Raw genomic sequence first — 17,605 nt, 5'->3', positions numbered from 1 at the left:
GTTGCAGACGGGAAAGCGCGCAGACATGCCCTCGATCATCGAAATCGACCACCTGACCAAGCGATACGACAGCGGCACCCATGCGCTGGACGACGTGACGCTGGACATTCGCGAAGGCGAGATCCTGGCCTTGCTGGGACCGAACGGGGCGGGCAAGACGACGCTGATCTCGATCATCTGCGGGCAAGTGCGGTCCACGGGCGGCACGGTCCGGGTCGGCGGCCATGACATTGCCAGCGACTGGCGCGCCGCGCGCAAGCTGATCGGGCTGGTGCCGCAGGAAATCGCGCTGGAACCGTTCGAGAAGGTGATCGACTGCGTTCGCTTCACCCGCGGCCTTTACGGCTGCCCCCCCGATGAGGCTTATGTCGAGGAACTGCTGCGCAGCCTTGCGCTGTGGGACAAGCGCGACGCCCGCACGCGCGAGTTGTCGGGCGGCATGAAGCGCCGCGTCCTGATCGCCAAGGCGCTGTCGCATCGCCCCAAGGTGCTGTTCCTGGACGAACCTACCGCCGGCGTCGATGTCGCCCTGCGCCGCGAGATGTGGGAGGTCGTCGGCAGGCTGCGCGAAAGCGGCGTTACCATCATCCTGACGACCCATTACCTGGAAGAGGCCGAGCAGATGGCCGACCGCGTCGGCGTCATCAACCGCGGCAAGCTGCTGCTGGTCAAGCCCAAGGCCGAACTGATGGGCGAATTCAGCCGCAAGCATCTGCGGATCGAGCTGAGCGAACCGCTTGCCGCCCTGCCCGGACCGTTGGCGGGGCAGGGGATCACGCTGTCCGGCGACGGGCGGCACCTGGGCTTTGACTACGACATCAGCGCCGAGCGCACCGGCATTGCCCGGCTGCTGTCGCAACTGGCCGAGCAGGGCATCGCCGTGCGCGACCTGGAAACGAAACAATCCTCGCTGGAAGAGGTCTTCATGTCGCTGGTCGAGGACGAAAGATGAATTTCAGGGCTATTCGCACCATCTATCTGCATGAAATGTCGCGGTTCTTCCGCACGATCTGGCAGTCGCTGGCCTCGCCCGTCCTGTCCACGGTGCTGTATTTCGTGGTCTTCGGCGCGGCCATCGGCGGGCGTATCCAATCGGTCGAGGGCGTGGCCTACGGCGCCTTCATCGTGCCCGGCCTGATGATGCTGACGATCCTGCAACAATCGGTGTCCAACGCCAGTTTCGGGATATTCTTCCCCAAGTTCTCGGGCACGGTCTATGAATTCCTGGTCGCGCCCACCGGCTGGATCGAGGTCACCGCGGGCTTCGTCGGCGCCGCCGCATCGAAGGCGATCCTGATCGCGGCGGTGATCCTGCTGACCAGCTTCTTCTTCGTCGGCGTCCATATCGCCCATCCCTTGTGGATGCTGGGCTTTCTGGTGCTGACCTCGGTGTCGTTTTCGCTGCTGGGCTTCATCCTGGGACTTTGGGCGAAGAATTTCGAGCAGTTGCAGATCGTGCCGATGATGGTCATCACGCCGCTGGTTTTCCTGGGGGGTGCGTTCTACTCGGCCTCGATGTTGCCGCCTTTCTGGGAAGGGGTGGCGCGGCTCAACCCGGTGCTTTACCTGATCTCGGGCTTCCGCTGGTCGTTCTTCGACATCGCCGACGTGCCGGTCAAGGTCTCGCTGGTGGCGGTGGGGATCATGCTGCTGATCTGCCTGGGGCTGATCCGCTGGATCTTCGCGACTGGCTGGCGGTTGCGGGAGTGAGGGCGTTACGGACGATTGCGATACTGATCACCCCTCGGGTAGCAACAGCGTCTTCGGGGATGTTGTGAGGTTCTTGTCGCTGATCATGCTTGCCCTGCTGTCCGGCTGTGCAAACGAGGACATCGGTTATCGGTTTGTAGCCGAAGGAAGCACTGAGCCGCTGTCACTCATGGCGAGCGAAGCACGGTCTTTTGTGTGCGTGGTTGCCGTCTATCGCGCCTCGTCCAGCTCGAAACCACCTGCATTGGCTATCGGCTTTGAACCGTGGAGTGTGGCCCCGTTGACTGAACGGACGAATGAGATGGCCATTGAAATGCGCGCGCTGAAAAATGCCGCCGGATGCTGGAGCGAGGAAATCCGCGAGGCGAGTGGCTCGTCCGATCCTTGGCACTACCTTATCGGTGCCAAGCCTTTGACCTCTTTTGACCACGGCGGAAATATTGCGATGTTCGATCCGCAGCGCAATATCTTCATCGCTGTTTCAGGGTGATCGTTTACCCCCCTCACACCGCACACAGCCGCGTCTGCGGGTCCAGGCGGACGTATTCGGCGGCGGTGATGCGCTGGATGTCCAGCGAGTGCTTCCATTCCGCGTCCCAACGCGCCTTGATGCCGCCCCGGTAATAGGCGCCCATGATGTCGTCGACCCCCGTCGGGATGATCGTCGTGCCGGGCAGGCGCGGGGCGTGAAAGCCGACCGTCGCATTCGGGCCAAGGCAGGCGTTGGGCAGGGTGATGAACAGCGTGCAGGCCGAGCCGCAATAGCCCCGCACCTCGACCGGGCCGCCCCAACGCTGCAATTGGTTGCGGCGCTGGATGGCGGCCATGACGTTGCCGCCGCGGTTGTTGGCGATGACGACCGGCTGCTGGTTGCGGGCGGGTGCGGGCGTGGCGCCGCCGGGGCTGGCGGGCGGGACGGGAGCGGGCACGCAGCCGGCAAGGGTCAGGGCGGAAAACAGGGCGGCGAACAGGAAAGGGCGCTTTTTCATGCGCCGCAGGATGGCCCGCGCCGCTGCCATTGAAAACCCACGAAGCCGCGAGGGCGCGCGGTTTTTTCTTGCCTTGGCCGCGCGGCGATATATATGCGCGCCATGATAGCCAATCCGCCAGACCTCCGCCCCGATCTTGCCCGCGCCAGCGTCCCCGACGACCGCCGCGAAGGCCAGCCGACCATCGGCATGGTCTCTCTGGGTTGTCCCAAGGCGCTGGTGGACAGCGAACGCATCCTGACCCGCCTGCGGGCCGAGGGCTATGCGATCAGCCCCGACTATCGCGGCGCAGGGGCGGTGATCGTGAATACCTGCGGCTTTCTGGACAGCGCCAAGGCCGAAAGCCTCGAAGCCATCGGCGAGGCGCTGGCGGAAAACGGGCGCGTCATCGTCACCGGCTGCCTGGGGGCCGAGCCGGACTATATCACCGGCGTCCATCCGTCCGTTCTGGCCGTTACCGGGCCGCAGCAATATGAACAGGTGCTGGACGCGGTGCATAACGCCGTGCCGCCCTCGCCCGATCCGTTCATCGACCTGCTGCCCGCAAGCGGCGTCAAGCTGACGCCGCGTCATTACAGCTATCTCAAGATCTCGGAAGGCTGCAACCACGCCTGCAAGTTCTGCATCATCCCCGACATGCGCGGGAAGCTGGTCAGCCGCCCCGCTTACGCGGTGATGCGAGAGGCCGAAAAGCTGGTCGATGCGGGCGTGCGCGAATTGCTGGTCATCAGCCAGGACACCAGCGCCTATGGGTTGGACCGCAAGTTCGCGACCGAGCGCGGGCATCGCGCCCATATCACCGACCTTGCCCGCGACCTGGGGGCGCTGGGCGCATGGGTGCGGCTGCATTACGTCTACCCCTATCCCCATGTGCGCGAGCTGATTCCGCTGATGGCTGAGGGGCTGGTGCTGCCCTATCTGGACATCCCCTTCCAGCACGCGCATCCCGATACGCTGAAACGCATGGCGCGGCCCGCCGCGGCGGCAAAGACGCTGGACGAGATCGCCGCATGGCGCGCGGCCTGCCCCGAGATCACGCTGCGATCCACCTTCATTGTCGGCTATCCCGGCGAGACCGAGGCCGAATTCCAGACCCTGCTCGACTGGCTGGACGAGGCGCAACTGGATCGCGTCGGCTGTTTCCAATACGAAAACGTGCGCGGCGCGCGGGCCAACGACCTGCCCGATCACGTCCCCGCGGACGTCAAGCAAGACCGCTGGGACCGCTTCATGCAAAAGGCGCAGGCGATATCCGAGGCGAAGCTGGCCGCCAAGGTCGGCAGCCGGGTCGAGGTGATCGTGGACAGCGTGGATCAGGATGGCGCGACCTGCCGCACCAAGGCGGATGCGCCCGAGATCGACGGCAACCTGTTCATCGACGAGGGTTTCGAGCGCCTGACGCCCGGCGATATCGTCAGCGTCACGGTGGACGAGGCGGGCGAATACGACCTCTGGGGCCGGATGGCGGGCTGACGGAACCGGGGCCGGGTTTCCTTCGTTGGATCAGGGCCAGCGGAAGGAGAACGGCATGGCCCGCCAGCCCGAAAAACCCGATCCCCCCGAGAAACCCGATCCCGATGAGCAGCGCGTCCCCGAGGCCGGGCCGCCCGCAGAACATGACGACATATATCCCGCCGAGATCGAGCAGGAGCGCGACGAACCCGATGGCGAGGGTTACGACAAGCCGCGCCCCAGCGATCGGGGCTAGCCCTATTCGCCCGACATGCAGGTTTCCAGCAGCCCGAGCGCCTCGTTCAGATCCTTGCGCAGGCGCTGCATCGCCAGCCGGTTGTTGTGCAGATACACCTGCCGGGTCGAGGCGATCTCGTATTCGGTCTGCAAACGCTGCTCGAACGTCTCGTTCAGCGCGTTCTGGTAATTGTAGGCCGATTGCACCAGCGCGGCGGCGCGCCCGATCCGCGCGGGCCTGTCCGAAGCCGAGGTCGAGGCCATGTTCGCCATGTCCTTGACCGTATCGGCCATCACGTTGACGTTGCCCTGGATCCCGCGCGAGATGGCCTCGTCGTAGGTGCGGGCGTTGCGCATGTCGTCGACGGTCTGCGCGGTGCCAAGCGCCTGCCGCGCGCTCATCGCGGCGAACTGGCCGCCCGCGCCATTCGGCTGGACATTCGCGGCCACGCTGTTGCCGACGCGCAGCGACAGCGTGGTGCCGTCGATTTGCCCATGCGCATATTCCGACAGCGCGCCCGCCGTCTCGACCGCCGATTTCCCGGCGCCGGCGACCACCCCGGCCTTGCCGCTGACCAGCGCGCCGGCAAGGTCCAGAAAGGCGATGCTGCTGTCCTTGACCAGCCGCCCGAAGGTATAGACCTTGTTGGCGAAATCCAGCCGGTCTTGGATGGTCAGCAATTCGCGGTGGGTGTCCTCCATCGCGCGCATGTGGCGGCGAATATTGTCCACCTTTTCGGAATGAACCGAACATGTTTGCGGCTGGCGGATCTGGTGGCGGCGGTAGACATCCCCGCCCGCGGCGCTGTGGCCAATTCCGTTAGGCATGCGCATCATCCCCTTGCAACCTGCGAATTGCGGGTAAATTAGACCTATGGACGGGACCTGTCCACAGGCCTTGCACGGGCGGGTGCGCCGGACCGAAAGGCGCAGAATTCCGCGCAACGGTCTTTTACCCGACCCCGCGCTGGCCTAGACAGGGCAGGGTAAGGTGATGGCGGTTAACGATGAATCTGGTGGATATGGACAGTTGGGATGCCCAGGGCAGGCCGCGCAAGCCCGCCATCGTCGGCATCGGTGCGCAGAAGGCGGGCACGACCTGGCTGAGCCAGATCCTGTCTCAGCATCCCCGCATCTGGGTGCCCCCTTTCAAGGAGGCGCAGTTCTTCAACGCCCGCTATATCCCCCAGCACATGCAATGGCTGCCCTGGCATTTCCGCCGCGCCAAGCTGAACATCCGCAAGCGTTATGACGCCCGCGGCCAAGAGACCCCGCACGAACTCGGGAAATACCTCGACCGCATCACGCGCGAGCCGATGTTCACCAATCATTGGTATAAACAGCTTTTCGCCCCCGCGCCCGAAAGCGCCCTGCCGATGGACGTGACGCCCGAATATTCGACCCTGCCCGAAGAGGGCGTCGAATTCGTCGCGAAATTCCTGCATCGCAGCAAGTTCATCTATATCCTGCGCCACCCGGTCGATCGCGCGATCTCGCAATTGAAGATGAACCTGACGCGGGGACGGCGCAAGCCGCGCTCGATCGCGGAATGGATGGAGGAAATCGGCGATCCCGTGCTGCTGGACCGGGGCGACTATGAGACCTATATCCCCCGCTGGCGGCGCCATTTCGACGAAAAGCGGCTGCTGATCCTGCCCTTCGGCATGATTCGCCGCGACCCCTTGGGTTTCATGCGCCGGATCGAGGCTTTCACGGGGCTGGAACCGCACGATTACACGGGCCTCGGCACGCAGGTCTTTGCCGGTCCCAAGGGCATGGCGGTGCCCGATGAGGTTCGCGCCGCGCTGCGCGCCCGGCTGGAATCGCAATTCGCCTTTCTGGAGCGCAGCTTCCCGCCCGGTTTCGTGGACCAGATGCGCTGACGTGCAGGAATTCGGGCGGGGCGGCTTTCAACTGCGGCCAAGCTGTCCTAAAAGGCTCGGCGAGTTTAGCAAAAGGGCGAAGACATGGCCTCCTACCAGTTCGTTTACCACATGGACGGGGTGTCCAAGACCTATCCCGGTGGCAAGAAAACCTTTGAAAACATCCGCCTGAACTTCCTTCCGGGGGTCAAGATCGGCGTCGTCGGCGTCAACGGGGCGGGTAAATCGACCCTGTTGCGCATCATGGCGGGCGTCGACAAGGATTTCACCGGCGAGGCATGGGCCGCCAAGGGCGCGACCGTGGGCTATCTGCCGCAGGAACCCGAACTGGACCCCGCGCTGAACGTGCGCGGCAATGTCATGGAAGGCGTCAAGGCCAAGCAGGCCAAGCTGGATCGCTACAACGAACTGGCGATGAACTACTCGGACGAGACGGCCGAGGAAATGGCCGCGCTTCAGGATGAGATCGACGCTGAAAACCTCTGGGATCTGGACAGCCAGGTGGATGTCGCGATGGAGGCGCTGCGCTGCCCGCCGGACGACGCCAATGTCGACAGCCTGTCAGGCGGCGAACGCCGCCGCGTCGCGCTGTGCAAACTGCTGCTGGAAGCGCCCGACATGCTTCTGCTGGACGAACCGACCAACCACCTGGACGCCGAAACCATCGCCTGGCTGCAAAAGCACCTGATCGAATACAAGGGCACGATCCTGACCGTGACCCACGACCGTTATTTCCTGGACGATATCACAAGCTGGATCCTGGAACTGGATCGCGGCCGCGGCATTCCCTACGAAGGGAATTACTCGGCTTGGCTGGAACAAAAGGCCAAGCGGCTGGAGCAGGAAGGTCGCGAGGACAAGGCCAAGCAAAAGACGCTGGAACGCGAGCTTGAATGGATCCGCGCCGGCGCCAAGGCCCGTCAGGCCAAGCAAAAGGCCCGGATCAACGCCTATAACGAAATGGCCAGCCAGTCCGAGCGCGAAAAGCTGTCGCGCGCCCAGATCATCATTCCCAACGGCCCGCGCCTTGGCGACAAGGTGATCGAGGTTCAGGGCCTGAAAAAGGCGATGGGCGACAAGCTGTTGATCGAAGGGCTGGATTTCGCCCTGCCGCCCGGCGGGATCGTGGGCGTGATCGGCCCGAACGGCGCCGGTAAATCGACGCTGTTTCGCATGCTGACCGGGAACGAGGCCCCGGACGAAGGCGAGATCACCTATGGCGACACCGTCAAGCTTTCCTATGTCGATCAGTCGCGCGATGCGCTGGACCCGAACAAGACGGTCTGGGAAGAGGTTTCGGGCGGCGCCGAACTGATCGAACTGGGCGATGCGCAGGTCAACAGCCGTGCCTATTGTTCGTCCTTCAACTTCAAGGGCGGGGATCAGCAGAAGAAGGTGGGCCTTCTGTCTGGCGGGGAACGCAACCGCGTTCACATGGCCAAGCTGCTGAAAGAAGGCGGAAACGTCCTGCTGCTGGACGAACCGACCAACGACCTGGATGTCGAAACGCTTCAGGCGCTGGAGGCCGCGCTCGAGGACTTCGCGGGCTGCGCGGTCATCATCTCGCACGACCGTTTCTTCCTCGACCGGCTTTGCACGCATATCCTGGCGTTCGAGGGCGACGCGCATGTGGAATGGTTCGAGGGCAACTTCGAGGCCTATGAAGCCGACAAGATCCGCCGCCTTGGTCCCGACGCGGCAGAGCCGAAACGGGTGAAATACAAGAAATTCACGCGCTGATCGAAAAGGGGGCATCTGCCCCCTTTTCCTATTTCCGGCGGCGCGCGGGAGGTTCGTTCAGCCCTGCCGCCTCTATCCCCTTTTCGGTCAGAAAATCGAAATGCCGCGTCAGCAGGCGCGCCAATTCATCGCGCGAAGATTTCTTCATGCCCCGCTTTGCCAGGATTTCCTTGGCATGGCGCGGGGTGTCGTTCATCCCGTAATGGGTCACGATGCTGGGAACAGACGGATCGGTCAAGGCGACCATCACCGTCGGAATGCGGTAATGGGCAAAGCCGAATACCGTTCGCTGCGGATGGCGCACGGCGACGCCCACGCCAAGGAAAGGGTTGAACCAGCGATAAAGCCCCTGCGTCGGGCCATCCATGACGGAATAGATCACGGTCGGATAGCTGACGGCAAAGGCGCCATGCGCTTTCCACAGCGTGTCACCGTGTTTGCGCAACTTCCTGATATAATCCTTGGACAGGCAATCATCGTCGTCAAGGCGGAATTGAAGGCAATCCTTCAACTCCAATCCCATTTCATCCAGTATCCGGGTCTGTGCATCGGCGACATGCATGGGGGCGACGAAACGCAGGATGACATAGGGGCGCGAGCTGCACAGTTTTTTCAGCCTCTCGCGATAGGTCTGCGGCATGCGATCCGAGGAAATGACCAGCAGCTTGAAATCCTGATCGGCCTGGGCATCCAGCGAGGCAAGCGTCAACTGTTCAAAGGTCAGGAAACGCGCCTCCATTCGCGCGTCGTCGAAAAGTTCCTGTTCTTTCTGCTGGTAAATCCTTTCCAGATCTCCTTCCTCGATATTGCGATAGGCTTTCCAATCGCCCCGGCCGATCATGGAAAAGCGGCATATTCCGATTATCGTCATATTGTCTTTCATTGTCCGAACCGCCTGGTGACGGGTGTGTGAACCAAATTCCTTCCGGCGTGGCGTTCGGCCTCGGCAAGATCCGAACGGATGACCTCATCCGAGGGAATATCCCAATCCGCACCGGGCTCCAGATAGCCCTGCGCCAGCAATGCGGCGTGAATTTCGGTGAAATTCACTTGCCCCCAACTGTTGTGATTCGGTTTCTTGCCGGGTTCGAGATATTCCGCATCAAGGCTGTTGATCACCAGCGGGTCCTTTCCGGTCATGCCCTGAAGTTGCAGGCGCATGCTGTGATGTTCGGCATTGTTCCTGCGCAGGATGACGGCGATATCCTTGTCGGAATCCGCAGCCATTCCAGCCATATGCAACGCCGAGGTATCGGCGCTGATGATCTTGCGCGCAGCCCGATATCGCGCCAGTTGCTCGGCCCAGGACAATTTCTCGGGATAGACGGGCACATAGCCCGAGCGTTTCAGGTTTTCTTCCAGAACCGTTTCGCCAAGAAGGCCGCCGTTCGCGACATATTGCGTTCGCGATATATAGATCCTTTCGGGACCATCCGCTGCAATTTTCCCCACGGTGTTGCGTAGGAATTCCCTGTATTCGTCGGTGCCGCGCGCAATATCCCCCAATCCGAAACCCTGGCCTGGAACGGTGATGCTTTCCACCAGCGTCGGCTGGCCGAGGATGAGCATTGGGCAAGTGATGCCGAAGATCTTGAAGATTTCCCTGTGGTTTTTCTTGAAATGGGTCAGCTTGGCATGTTTGGGCGTGAAGATTATGCCGTCATATGAATCCTCGGCAGCCCATAACCGGCAAATCGTTTCGGTTATGAAATGCCCGAAATGACCATAATACATGCCGCCGAAAAGGAAATTTCCCTCAAGCCTCTCGACCGGCGTGGGCGCCTGTTCAAGCGGCAAGGTCAGGCGCGTGCCCAAACGCCAGATTGCCGCCTGCGCGATATCGCCATCCTTCCAGATGCCGCTGGGGGTGCGGGGGCGGGATTCCTGCGGTGGCGCTACAATCGCATTTTGCAAGGAGATCGTTTTTTTCGACCAACCTTGGTCGGGCAGCGGGACAGAGGACTCGTTCAAGGGGAACTCACACATGCAACGGGGCGAATCATGAAGAACACGGCTTTCGCCCATTCAGGACATATGTGACAAAACCTCTTTGGGATTGCAAGGCGAAGGCGGGCGCAACCACAGGGTGCGTCCGCGGTCAGTGAACCGTCAGTTCCACCGCCACGGACGGGTAAAGCTGTTCAGGCGTTCGGTCACGGCCTCGTCGGAGGTCTGCGGCCCGCGCGACAGGCAGGCGATCAGGCCCAGCTTCCTGTCGTCGATCACTTCCACCACGTGGGCGCCGGTGCCGTCCAGCGCCTGGTCGTAGATGCGCTGGATGGCGCGTTTGCGCAGGTCGGGCTTGAAGATCTTGCCGACCGCGGTCTTGGGCAATTCGTCGATTATTTCCAGATATTTGGGGATTGCGGCGCGTTCCTGGATATGGGCACGCGCATGTTCGGTCAGTTCCTCGACCGAGACCTGCGCACCCTGCACCAGCTCGACATAGACGCAGGGCAGTTCCCCGGCGAAGGAATCGGGCTGACCGATGGCACCCGCCCCGGCGACGGCGGGATGGGTCATCAGCGCCTCTTCGATCACGGCGGGGTCGATATTGTGGCCGCTGCGGATGATCAGGTCCTTGGCGCGCCCGGTGATCCACAGATAGCCGTCCGCGTCCAGCCGTCCCAGGTCGCCCGTGCGCAGGAAACGGCCCTCGGCGAAGAGGTCGCGGTTCTTGTCCACCTCGGTATAGGTCGAGCCTTCGAAGACGCCGGGATTGGCCACGCAGATTTCGCCCACCTCATCGGTGGGGCACTCGTCGAAGCCACCGTTTCCGTCGGGGCGCAGGATGCGGATATGGGTGTAGGGCAGGGGAATCCCCACCGAGCCGACCTTCTTCACCCCATCGACCGGGTTGCAACTGACCAGGCAGGTCGCTTCGGTCAGGCCGTAGCCCTCGGCGACCTCGACCCCGGTGGCCTGGCGGAAGCGGTTGTAAAGCTCGATCGGCAGCGGGGCCGAACCCGAGATCGCCGTGCGCAGCGAGGATACGTCGCCGTTCACCGGCCTTTGCATCAGCGCGGCAAGGGCGGTGGGCACGGTGATCAGGAAACTCGCCTGCCACCGCTCGATCAGTTTCCAGAAGTTGTCGAAAACGCCGTCGCCGCGGTAGCCCGCCGGCGTCGGCATTACGAGCTGCGCGCCCGAGGCGATGCAGGACATCAGGATCGGATAGGCCGCAAAGACATGGAACATCGGCAGCGGGCACATCAGCACGTCGGTTTCGTCGAAAAGCAGCGTCGCGCCAAGCCAGCCGTTATAGATCATGCCCGAATACTTGTGCTGCGCCACCTTGGGCGTGCCGGTGGTGCCGCCGGTGTGGAAATAGGCGGCGACGCGATCCTGGGGCAGATCCTCGAAGGCAAGCTGGTCATGGGGCTGGCTGCTGGATTCGGCCTCGTAATCCAGAACGCGGGCGTGGTGTTTCGTGGGCACCTTGGGGCGCATCAGCGGCACGACCAGCCGCTTGATCCCGGTCAGGTAGCGGCGCAGGTCGATTTCCAGCACGGTTTCGACATTGGGCGCCATCGCGACGGCCTGCGCGGCCTTTTGTGCGACATCGGCCTTGGGAAAGGACTTCAGCGTCACCAGCACCTTGGCATTGGTTTCGCGCAGGATGCCCGCGATCTGTTCGGCTTCCAGCAAGGGGTTGATCGGGTTGACGATTCCCGCCGTGGCCCCCGCCAGCAGCACCACCGGCGTTTCGATGCAGTTGGGCAGAAGGTAGGCCACCGTATCCGTCGGCCCGATCCCGAGCGAGCGGAAGAGATTGGCCGCCTCGGTCACGCGCTCATGCACCTCGCGCCAGGTCAGGGTGCGGGCGGGCGCCTTGGGGTCGGAAAAAAGCTGGAAGCTGAAGGCGGGGCGGTCGCCATGGCGCTGGCGGACCTCGCCAAGAAAGCCGTAGATCGTCTTGGGCAGAGTGCGATCCTCATAGGGCATTTCGCTTTCGACCGCATTGCGCGCCGCAAGATCGGTGAACCTGGCCATGACTTTCTTCCCCTCCCAACTTTTCCGGTGCCGGCTTTTGCAAGCATGCCCGGCCTTAGAATGTCCTGAAATCCATGTATTGGGCAAGCCTGCGGTCGGGCCGAAACGCAGCGTAAAACCCGCCCTCGGCGCAGGGATCCGTATCGGGCAAGCGAAATCGGGTTGCATGGCGGGGGCCGGGTGCATCCTCCGGCAAAGCAGGGCGCCTTTCCGCCGGACGCGGGCAGGCTTTGCGCAACCCCTTGCCAAGGTCTGAACGGTGCGGTTTCCCGGCAAGACGTCTTCGTCTAAGGAAAACTAGTAAGCATTTTAATCAGTTCCAGGGTTTGAACGAAGGGAATCCGACCGGACGTTAACAAATGATTCAACCCGATGCGGCTAGATGGGCGGCATCGCTGCCTCTCGTTTGATCGTGACGGAACAAGGAACATTTCATGCCGAAGATCGGATCCATTTTCGCTTTCGCCGCCGCCTGCATGGCGCTTTCCGCGGGCTTTCACGCGCCCGCGGTCCAGGCGCAGTCCCTTGGCGGCGCGGCGACCAATATCAACAGGCCGTCGGTGACCGGCGCGGTGCGTTGCTTTCAGACGACACGCGCGGAAAACGCGCAAGGCGCCGCGCATACCAGCCAGATCCGGGCGCGGCAGGGGCTGGCGGGCGTCGCCCCCAACCCCCGCCTGGCCGAGGCGGCGGCGATGCAGGCCTGCGACATGGCGCGCCAGAACCAGATGACCCATGCGGGCCTGAAACACGCCCGCCCCTCGCAGCGGCTGCGGGCGGTGGGCTACCGGCAGTCGATCGTGGCCGAAAACATCGGCATGGGCTTCAAATCGGCCGAGCAGGTTCAGGCCGCCTGGATCGCCTCATCCTCGCACCTGTCCAACATCATGCTGCCGCAGGTGCAGGAATTCGGCATTGGCAAGGCCATCGGCGCGGATGGGCGCACCGTCTTCTGGGCGGCGGTCTATGCCGCGCGGCGCTAGGACGGGCTGCCGGTTTCGCTGAATTGCAACCGTGCCAGCCGGGCGTAAAGCCCACCCTGCGCGACCAGGTCGGCATGGCTGCCCTGCTCGACGATGCGGCCCTGGTCGAAGACCACGATGCGGTCGGCCTTCAGCACGGTGGAAAGGCGGTGGGCGATGATGATCGTCGTGCGGCTTTGCGCAAGCTGATCGACCGCATCCTGCACCAGCCGCTCGGATTCGGTGTCCAGCGCGCTGGTGGCCTCGTCCAGCAGCAGCACGGGCGCATTGCGCAGGATGGCGCGGGCGATGGCGATGCGCTGGCGCTGCCCGCCCGACAGCATGACGCCGCGTTCGCCGACGAAACTGTCGTAGCCTTGCGGCAGGGCGGTCAGGAAGTCATGCGCATGGGCGGCGCGGGCGGCGGCCTCGATCTCGGCGTCGGTGGCGTCGGGACGGCCGAAGCGGATGTTCTCGCGCGCGGTGTCGGCGAAGATCACCGGCTCTTGCGGGACCAGCGCGATGGCCTGGCGGAAGTCGGCGCGCGCCATCTGCCGCAGGTCGATCCCGTCCAGCCGCACCTGGCCGCTGCACGGGTCCCAGAAGCGCAGGATAAGCTGCACGATGGTCGTCTTGCCCGCCCCCGAAGGCCCGACCAGCGCCACGGTTTCGCCGGGAGCGATGGCCAGCGACACCCCTTGCAGGGTCGAGACGTCGGGGCGCGAAGGGTAACGGAAGCCGACGTCCTCGAACTCGATCCGGCCCTGAACCGGGCGGGGCAGGGCGACGGGGGTGGCGGGGTCGGTCAGCGGGTCGTCCGCCGACAGAAGCTCGGTCAGCCGTTCGGTCGCACCGGCGGCGCGCTGCAATTCGCCCCAGATCTCGGACAGGGCGCCGACGGAACCGGCGACCATGACGGCGTAGATGACGAATTGCACCAGTTGGCCGATGGTCATCTGGCCCTGGTAGACGTCGCGCACGCCGATCCACAAGACGCCCAGGACCCCGGAAAAGATCAGGAAGATCACGATCACCGTCATGACCGAGCGGGTGCCGATGCGGCGCAGGGCGGCGTCATAGGACCGCTCGGTCACCGTGGCGAAGCTGGCGCGGGTCAGCCCTTCGTGGGTGAAGGCCTGCACGGTCTGCGCCGCCAGCAGGCTTTCCGACGCCGCGCCCGAGGATGCCGCGATCCAGTCCTGGTTTTCGCGCGAAAGGTTGCGCAGCCTGCGCCCCATTACCGCCAGCGGCACGGCGACGACGGGGATCAGCAGCAGGATCAACCCGCTCAGCCGGGCCGAGGTCAGCACAAGCATCGCGATGCCCCCCAGCATGATCATGAAGTTGCGCAGCGCGATCGAGATCGAGGCTCCGATCACCGACTGGATCAGCGTCGTGTCGGTGGTGATGCGGCTGATGATCTCGCCCGTCATCACCCGCTCGTAGAAGGCGGGGCTGAGGCTGATGACCCGGTCGAACACCGCCTTGCGGATATCGGCCACGACGCGCTCACCCAGCCGGGTGATCAGGTAGTAGCGCAGCGCCGTGCCGACCGCCAGCGCCGCCACGATGGCAAGCGCCGCGCCGAAATAGCGGTCCAGCATCAAGGTGCCCTCGCTGAACCCGTCCACGACCCGCCGCACGGCCACCGGCAGCACCAGGCTGATCGAGGCGGTCAGCACCAGCGCCGCGACGGCCCCCGCCAGCAGGCCGCGATAGGGGCGCAGGAAGGGGCGAAGCGCGGAAAGCGCGCCGATGCGCCGGGTGGTGGGACGGTCGGCAATGATCTTGTTGCGGCGGGCCATTTCGGCTTCCTGTCAATATTCCGGGCAGGGGTGGGTTCCGGGCCGGGGGTGGTTCCGGGGGCCGGCCCCCTGAGGGCGGGACCGGCTGGCGGCGTGGCTCAGGTCGTCAGCCCGCCTGCCAGTTCCAGGACGATGTCCCATTCGGCCTTGCTGACCGGCTGGACCGACAGACGCGAGTTGTTGACCAGCACCATATCGGCCAGCCGGGGCTCGGCCTTGGCCTCGTCCAGCGTGACGGGGCGGTTCACCGGGGCGATCGCCTTGATGTCCACGCATTCCCAACGCGGATCGTCGGTCGTGCTGTCGGGATGGGCCAGTGCTGCGACCTCGACCACGCCGACGATCTGCTTGCCGATGTTCGAGTGGTAGAAGAATCCGCGATCCCCGATCTGCATCGCGCGCATGTTGTTGCGCGCCTGGTAGTTGCGCACGCCGTCCCATTCCTCGCCCTGCGCGCCCTTGGCGGCCAGGTCGTCGAAGCTGAAGACGTCGGGTTCGGATTTGAACAGCCAGTATTGCATCAGCCGATCACCTTCTTCCACTGGATCACCTGAACCGAGGCGAACAGCCCTGCCGCCTTGTAGGGATCGCCCGCGGCCCAGTCCTGCGCGGCCGCCAGGTCGTCCATTTCCACGACCAGCAGCGAGCCGCGCATCTCGCCCTCTTCGATCAGCGGGCCGGCCATGCGCAGGTGCGGCGCGGATTTCAGAAAGGCCAGATGGGCGTCGCGCGTGTCCAGGCGGGTTTGCAGCTGGCCGGGGTTGTCGCGGCAGATGATAGCGAAAAGCGGCATCATTCTTCCTTCAGCGGTCGGTTGAGCAGGGTTCCAAGGGCTTCTTCCATGACGATGCGTCCCTCGGCAAGCCCCGAGACGGTGGTGGCGACCGGCATCTCCAGCCCCATCCGGGGGGCAAGGCTGGCGACGGCGCGGGCGGTGGCGGCGCCCTCGACCGTGGTGGCGGCGTCAAAGGCGGCGCCGCGCCCGAGCGCCTGCCCATAGCGGAAGTTGCGCGACTGTTCGGAGGTGCAGGTCAGCACCAGGTCGCCCAGCCCCGACAGCCCCGCCAGCGTTTCCGCCTGCGCGCCCATCGCAGTGGCCAGCCGGGTCATCTCGGCAAAGCCGCGGGTGACGACGGCGGCGCGGGCGCTGTCGCCCAGGCCCGCGCCGATGGCCGCGCCCGCCGCGATGGCGATGACGTTCTTGAGCGCGCCACCAAGCTCGGCCCCCGCGACGTCGGTGCTGCGGTAAAGCCGCAGGTTCGGCGTGGACAGCGCATGTTGCAGGGCCAGCGCGTCGTCGGGACTGGCCGAGGCCAGCGTCAGCGCGGTGGGCAGCCCGCGCGCGATATCGGCGGCGAAGGACGGCCCGGTCAGCACGGCGACGGGCGCATCCGGCAGGGCGCGGGCGATCAGCGCGGTCGGGCCTTGCAGGGTTTCAAGGTCGATGCCCTTGGCGCAACTGACGAAGCTGCGGCCGGGCCGGGCCAGCGCGGCGCCATTGGCGGCCAGGAAGGTGCCCAGCTTCTGCGCGGGCAGGGCCAGCAGCAGGGTCCGGGCGGAAATGGCGGCAAGGTCGTCGGTGGTCGAGACCTGCGCGGGCAGGGTGACGCCGGGCAGGCGCGGGTTCTCGCGCCCCCAGGATATGTCGCGCCCCCACAGCGTCACCGGCCCCTTGGCGGCCAGCGAAACGGCCAGGGCGGTGCCGAAGGCGCCCGCGCCGATGATTGCCACGCTCATGCCTTTGCCCCCCTCTTGCCCGCGCCCAGCATCGGGGCGGCCTTGCGGTCCAGCGGCCAGCGGGGCCGGGCGGCAAGGTCCAGCCCATCGCGGCGGCCCTGCGCGAACGCCTCGATCCCGGCCCAGGCTATCATCGCGCCATTGTCGGTGCAAAGCGCCAAGGGCGGCGCGACAAAGCGCGCGCCCGCCTGCCCGGCGACCTGTTCCAGCGCATGGCGCAGCGCGGTGTTGGCCGCGACCCCGCCCGCGACGGCAAGGGTCGGGACGGGTGCCAGCGCCAGCGCGCGGCGGGTCTTTTCGGCCAGCACCTCGGCCACGGCGCGCTGAAATGCCGCACAGATGTCGGCGCGGTCCCCTTGGTGCAGCCCGCCCTGGGCGGCAACCAGGTCGTCGCGCAGCCGCAGAACCGCCGTCTTCAGCCCTGAAAAGGACAGGTCGCATCCCGGACGGTCCAGCAGCGGGCGGGGCAGGGCAAAGCGCGCGGGATCGCCCTGCCGCGCGGCGCGCTCGACCGCCGGTCCACCGGGCTGCGGCAGCCCCAGCAGCTTGGCCACCTTGTCGAAGGCCTCGCCCGGCGCGTCGTCGATGGTGCCGCCCAGGCGGGTGAAATCATCCGGCCCATCGACACGCAGGAACTGGCAATGCCCGCCGGAAACCAGCAGCATCAGATAGGGAAACCCGACGCCATCCGTCAGGCGCGGCGTCAGCGCATGGCCCGCCAGGTGGTTGACCCCGACCAGCGGCAGGCCGGTGCCGGCGGCCAGCCCCTTGGCCAGCATGACGCCGGACAGGACGCCCCCGATCAGCCCCGGCCCCGCCGTCACCGCGATGCCGTCCAGATCGGCCAGTCGCAGCCCGGCCTGCGCCAGCGCCTGCTCGACGCAGATATCCAGCTTTTCGGCATGGGCACGGGCGGCGATCTCGGGGACGACGCCGCCGAAATCGGCGTGCAGCGCGGTCTGCCCGAAGACGACCGAGGACAGGATGCGCCGGTCCCCCGTCACCACGGCGGCGGCGGTGTCGTCGCAACTGCTTTCGATACCCAGGAATGTCAGGCTCATGCCGGTGGCCATGCGGTTGTTGCGGGTCTTGTTTGC

General features: G+C 64.8%; 18 protein-coding genes. 8 read left to right on the top strand and 10 right to left on the bottom strand.

What is annotated here, in order from left to right; all coding sequences use genetic code 11:
* Positions 1–25 precede the first annotated feature (25 nt).
* The 3 genes from Q0O97_RS10760 (at position 26) to Q0O97_RS10750 (ending at position 2,200) form a co-directional block, all read left to right on the top strand.
* Positions 26–952, top strand: coding sequence for an ABC transporter ATP-binding protein (locus Q0O97_RS10760; protein WP_294928690.1), 927 nt, complete (start codon positions 26–28; stop codon positions 950–952).
* A complete protein-coding gene (locus tag Q0O97_RS10755) occupies positions 949–1,710 on the top strand; it encodes an ABC transporter permease (RefSeq protein ID WP_294928687.1) in 762 nt (253 codons plus the stop codon). Before Q0O97_RS10760 ends, Q0O97_RS10755 begins: the two co-directional genes overlap by 4 nt.
* A 73-nt stretch (positions 1,711–1,783) precedes the next feature.
* Positions 1,784–2,200 carry a hypothetical protein gene (locus Q0O97_RS10750; RefSeq protein ID WP_294928684.1) on the top strand — a complete coding sequence of 139 codons (417 nt, stop codon included), beginning with the start codon at positions 1,784–1,786 and terminating at the stop codon, positions 2,198–2,200.
* A 13-nt stretch (positions 2,201–2,213) separates the two neighbouring features.
* Here the strand turns inward: Q0O97_RS10750 and Q0O97_RS10745 are convergent, their stop codons facing one another.
* Complete coding sequence (locus Q0O97_RS10745; RefSeq protein WP_294928681.1) at positions 2,214–2,699, bottom strand: hypothetical protein; 486 nt, start codon at positions 2,697–2,699, stop codon at positions 2,214–2,216.
* Positions 2,700–2,801: 102 nt separating this feature from the next.
* Between Q0O97_RS10745 and rimO the strand changes: the two genes are divergently transcribed.
* Together rimO and Q0O97_RS10735 are read left to right on the top strand one after the other, a co-directional pair.
* Positions 2,802–4,172, top strand: coding sequence for a 30S ribosomal protein S12 methylthiotransferase RimO (rimO, locus tag Q0O97_RS10740; RefSeq protein WP_294928679.1), 1,371 nt, complete (start codon positions 2,802–2,804; stop codon positions 4,170–4,172).
* A 55-nt stretch (positions 4,173–4,227) separates the two neighbouring features.
* Positions 4,228–4,407, top strand: coding sequence for a hypothetical protein (locus Q0O97_RS10735; RefSeq protein WP_294928676.1), 180 nt, complete (start codon positions 4,228–4,230; stop codon positions 4,405–4,407).
* A gap of 2 nt (positions 4,408–4,409) precedes the next feature.
* Here Q0O97_RS10735 and Q0O97_RS10730 read toward each other — a convergent pair whose 3' ends face one another.
* A complete protein-coding gene (locus Q0O97_RS10730; protein WP_294928673.1) occupies positions 4,410–5,216 on the bottom strand; it encodes a hypothetical protein in 807 nt (268 codons plus the stop codon).
* A 179-nt stretch (positions 5,217–5,395) separates the two neighbouring features.
* On the opposite strand from Q0O97_RS10730, the gene Q0O97_RS10725 reads away from it, so the two are divergent.
* Both Q0O97_RS10725 and ettA read left to right on the top strand, forming a co-directional pair.
* Positions 5,396–6,271 (top strand): sulfotransferase, encoded by an 876-nt coding sequence (locus Q0O97_RS10725; RefSeq protein ID WP_294928670.1) that lies wholly within the window; start codon positions 5,396–5,398, stop codon positions 6,269–6,271.
* Positions 6,272–6,355: 84 nt separating this feature from the next.
* Complete coding sequence (ettA, locus tag Q0O97_RS10720) at positions 6,356–8,011, top strand: energy-dependent translational throttle protein EttA (protein WP_294928667.1); 1,656 nt, start codon at positions 6,356–6,358, stop codon at positions 8,009–8,011.
* A 28-nt stretch (positions 8,012–8,039) separates the two neighbouring features.
* Here the strand turns inward: ettA and Q0O97_RS10715 are convergent, their stop codons facing one another.
* The 3 genes from Q0O97_RS10715 to Q0O97_RS10705 all read right to left on the bottom strand — a co-directional run bounded on the left by Q0O97_RS10715 (position 8,040) and on the right by Q0O97_RS10705 (position 12,004).
* A complete protein-coding gene (locus tag Q0O97_RS10715) occupies positions 8,040–8,882 on the bottom strand; it encodes a glycosyltransferase (RefSeq protein ID WP_294928664.1) in 843 nt (280 codons plus the stop codon).
* Between the two features lie 8 nt (positions 8,883–8,890).
* Complete coding sequence (locus tag Q0O97_RS10710; RefSeq protein ID WP_294928661.1) at positions 8,891–9,982, bottom strand: glycosyltransferase 61 family protein; 1,092 nt, start codon at positions 9,980–9,982, stop codon at positions 8,891–8,893.
* 138 nt (positions 9,983–10,120) lie between these two features.
* Positions 10,121–12,004, bottom strand: coding sequence for an acyl-CoA synthetase (locus tag Q0O97_RS10705; RefSeq protein ID WP_294928657.1), 1,884 nt, complete (start codon positions 12,002–12,004; stop codon positions 10,121–10,123).
* Positions 12,005–12,438: 434 nt separating this feature from the next.
* On the opposite strand from Q0O97_RS10705, the gene Q0O97_RS10700 reads away from it, so the two are divergent.
* The gene (locus Q0O97_RS10700; protein WP_294928654.1) at positions 12,439–12,987 is read left to right on the top strand and encodes a CAP domain-containing protein; all 549 of its coding nucleotides are present in this window, start codon (positions 12,439–12,441) and stop codon (positions 12,985–12,987) included.
* Here Q0O97_RS10700 and Q0O97_RS10695 read toward each other — a convergent pair.
* The 5 genes from Q0O97_RS10695 to tsaD form a co-directional block, all read right to left on the bottom strand.
* The gene (locus Q0O97_RS10695) at positions 12,984–14,771 is read right to left on the bottom strand and encodes an ABC transporter transmembrane domain-containing protein (protein WP_294928651.1); all 1,788 of its coding nucleotides are present in this window, start codon (positions 14,769–14,771) and stop codon (positions 12,984–12,986) included. The genes Q0O97_RS10700 and Q0O97_RS10695 overlap by 4 nt on opposite strands.
* 98 nt (positions 14,772–14,869) lie before the next feature.
* A complete protein-coding gene (locus tag Q0O97_RS10690) occupies positions 14,870–15,292 on the bottom strand; it encodes an EVE domain-containing protein (RefSeq protein ID WP_294928648.1) in 423 nt (140 codons plus the stop codon).
* Positions 15,292–15,567, bottom strand: coding sequence for a YciI family protein (locus Q0O97_RS10685; RefSeq protein WP_294928645.1), 276 nt, complete (start codon positions 15,565–15,567; stop codon positions 15,292–15,294). The genes Q0O97_RS10690 and Q0O97_RS10685 overlap by 1 nt, the downstream gene beginning before the upstream one ends.
* A complete protein-coding gene (locus Q0O97_RS10680; protein ID WP_294928642.1) occupies positions 15,564–16,508 on the bottom strand; it encodes an NAD(P)H-dependent glycerol-3-phosphate dehydrogenase in 945 nt (314 codons plus the stop codon). The genes Q0O97_RS10685 and Q0O97_RS10680 overlap by 4 nt, the downstream gene beginning before the upstream one ends.
* Entirely contained in the window at positions 16,505–17,569 is a 1,065-nt protein-coding gene (gene tsaD, locus Q0O97_RS10675) for a tRNA (adenosine(37)-N6)-threonylcarbamoyltransferase complex transferase subunit TsaD (protein WP_294928639.1), read from the bottom strand. The genes Q0O97_RS10680 and tsaD overlap by 4 nt, the downstream gene beginning before the upstream one ends.
* Positions 17,570–17,605: the final 36 nt, after the last annotated feature.

The sequence above is a fragment of the uncultured Paracoccus sp. genome, from assembly GCF_945915435.1.
In the GTDB taxonomy this organism is placed as follows: Bacteria; Pseudomonadota; Alphaproteobacteria; order Rhodobacterales; family Rhodobacteraceae; genus Paracoccus.
The sequence above is the reverse complement of the archived record's forward strand: the minus strand, read 5'-3'. Positions and strand labels throughout refer to the sequence as shown.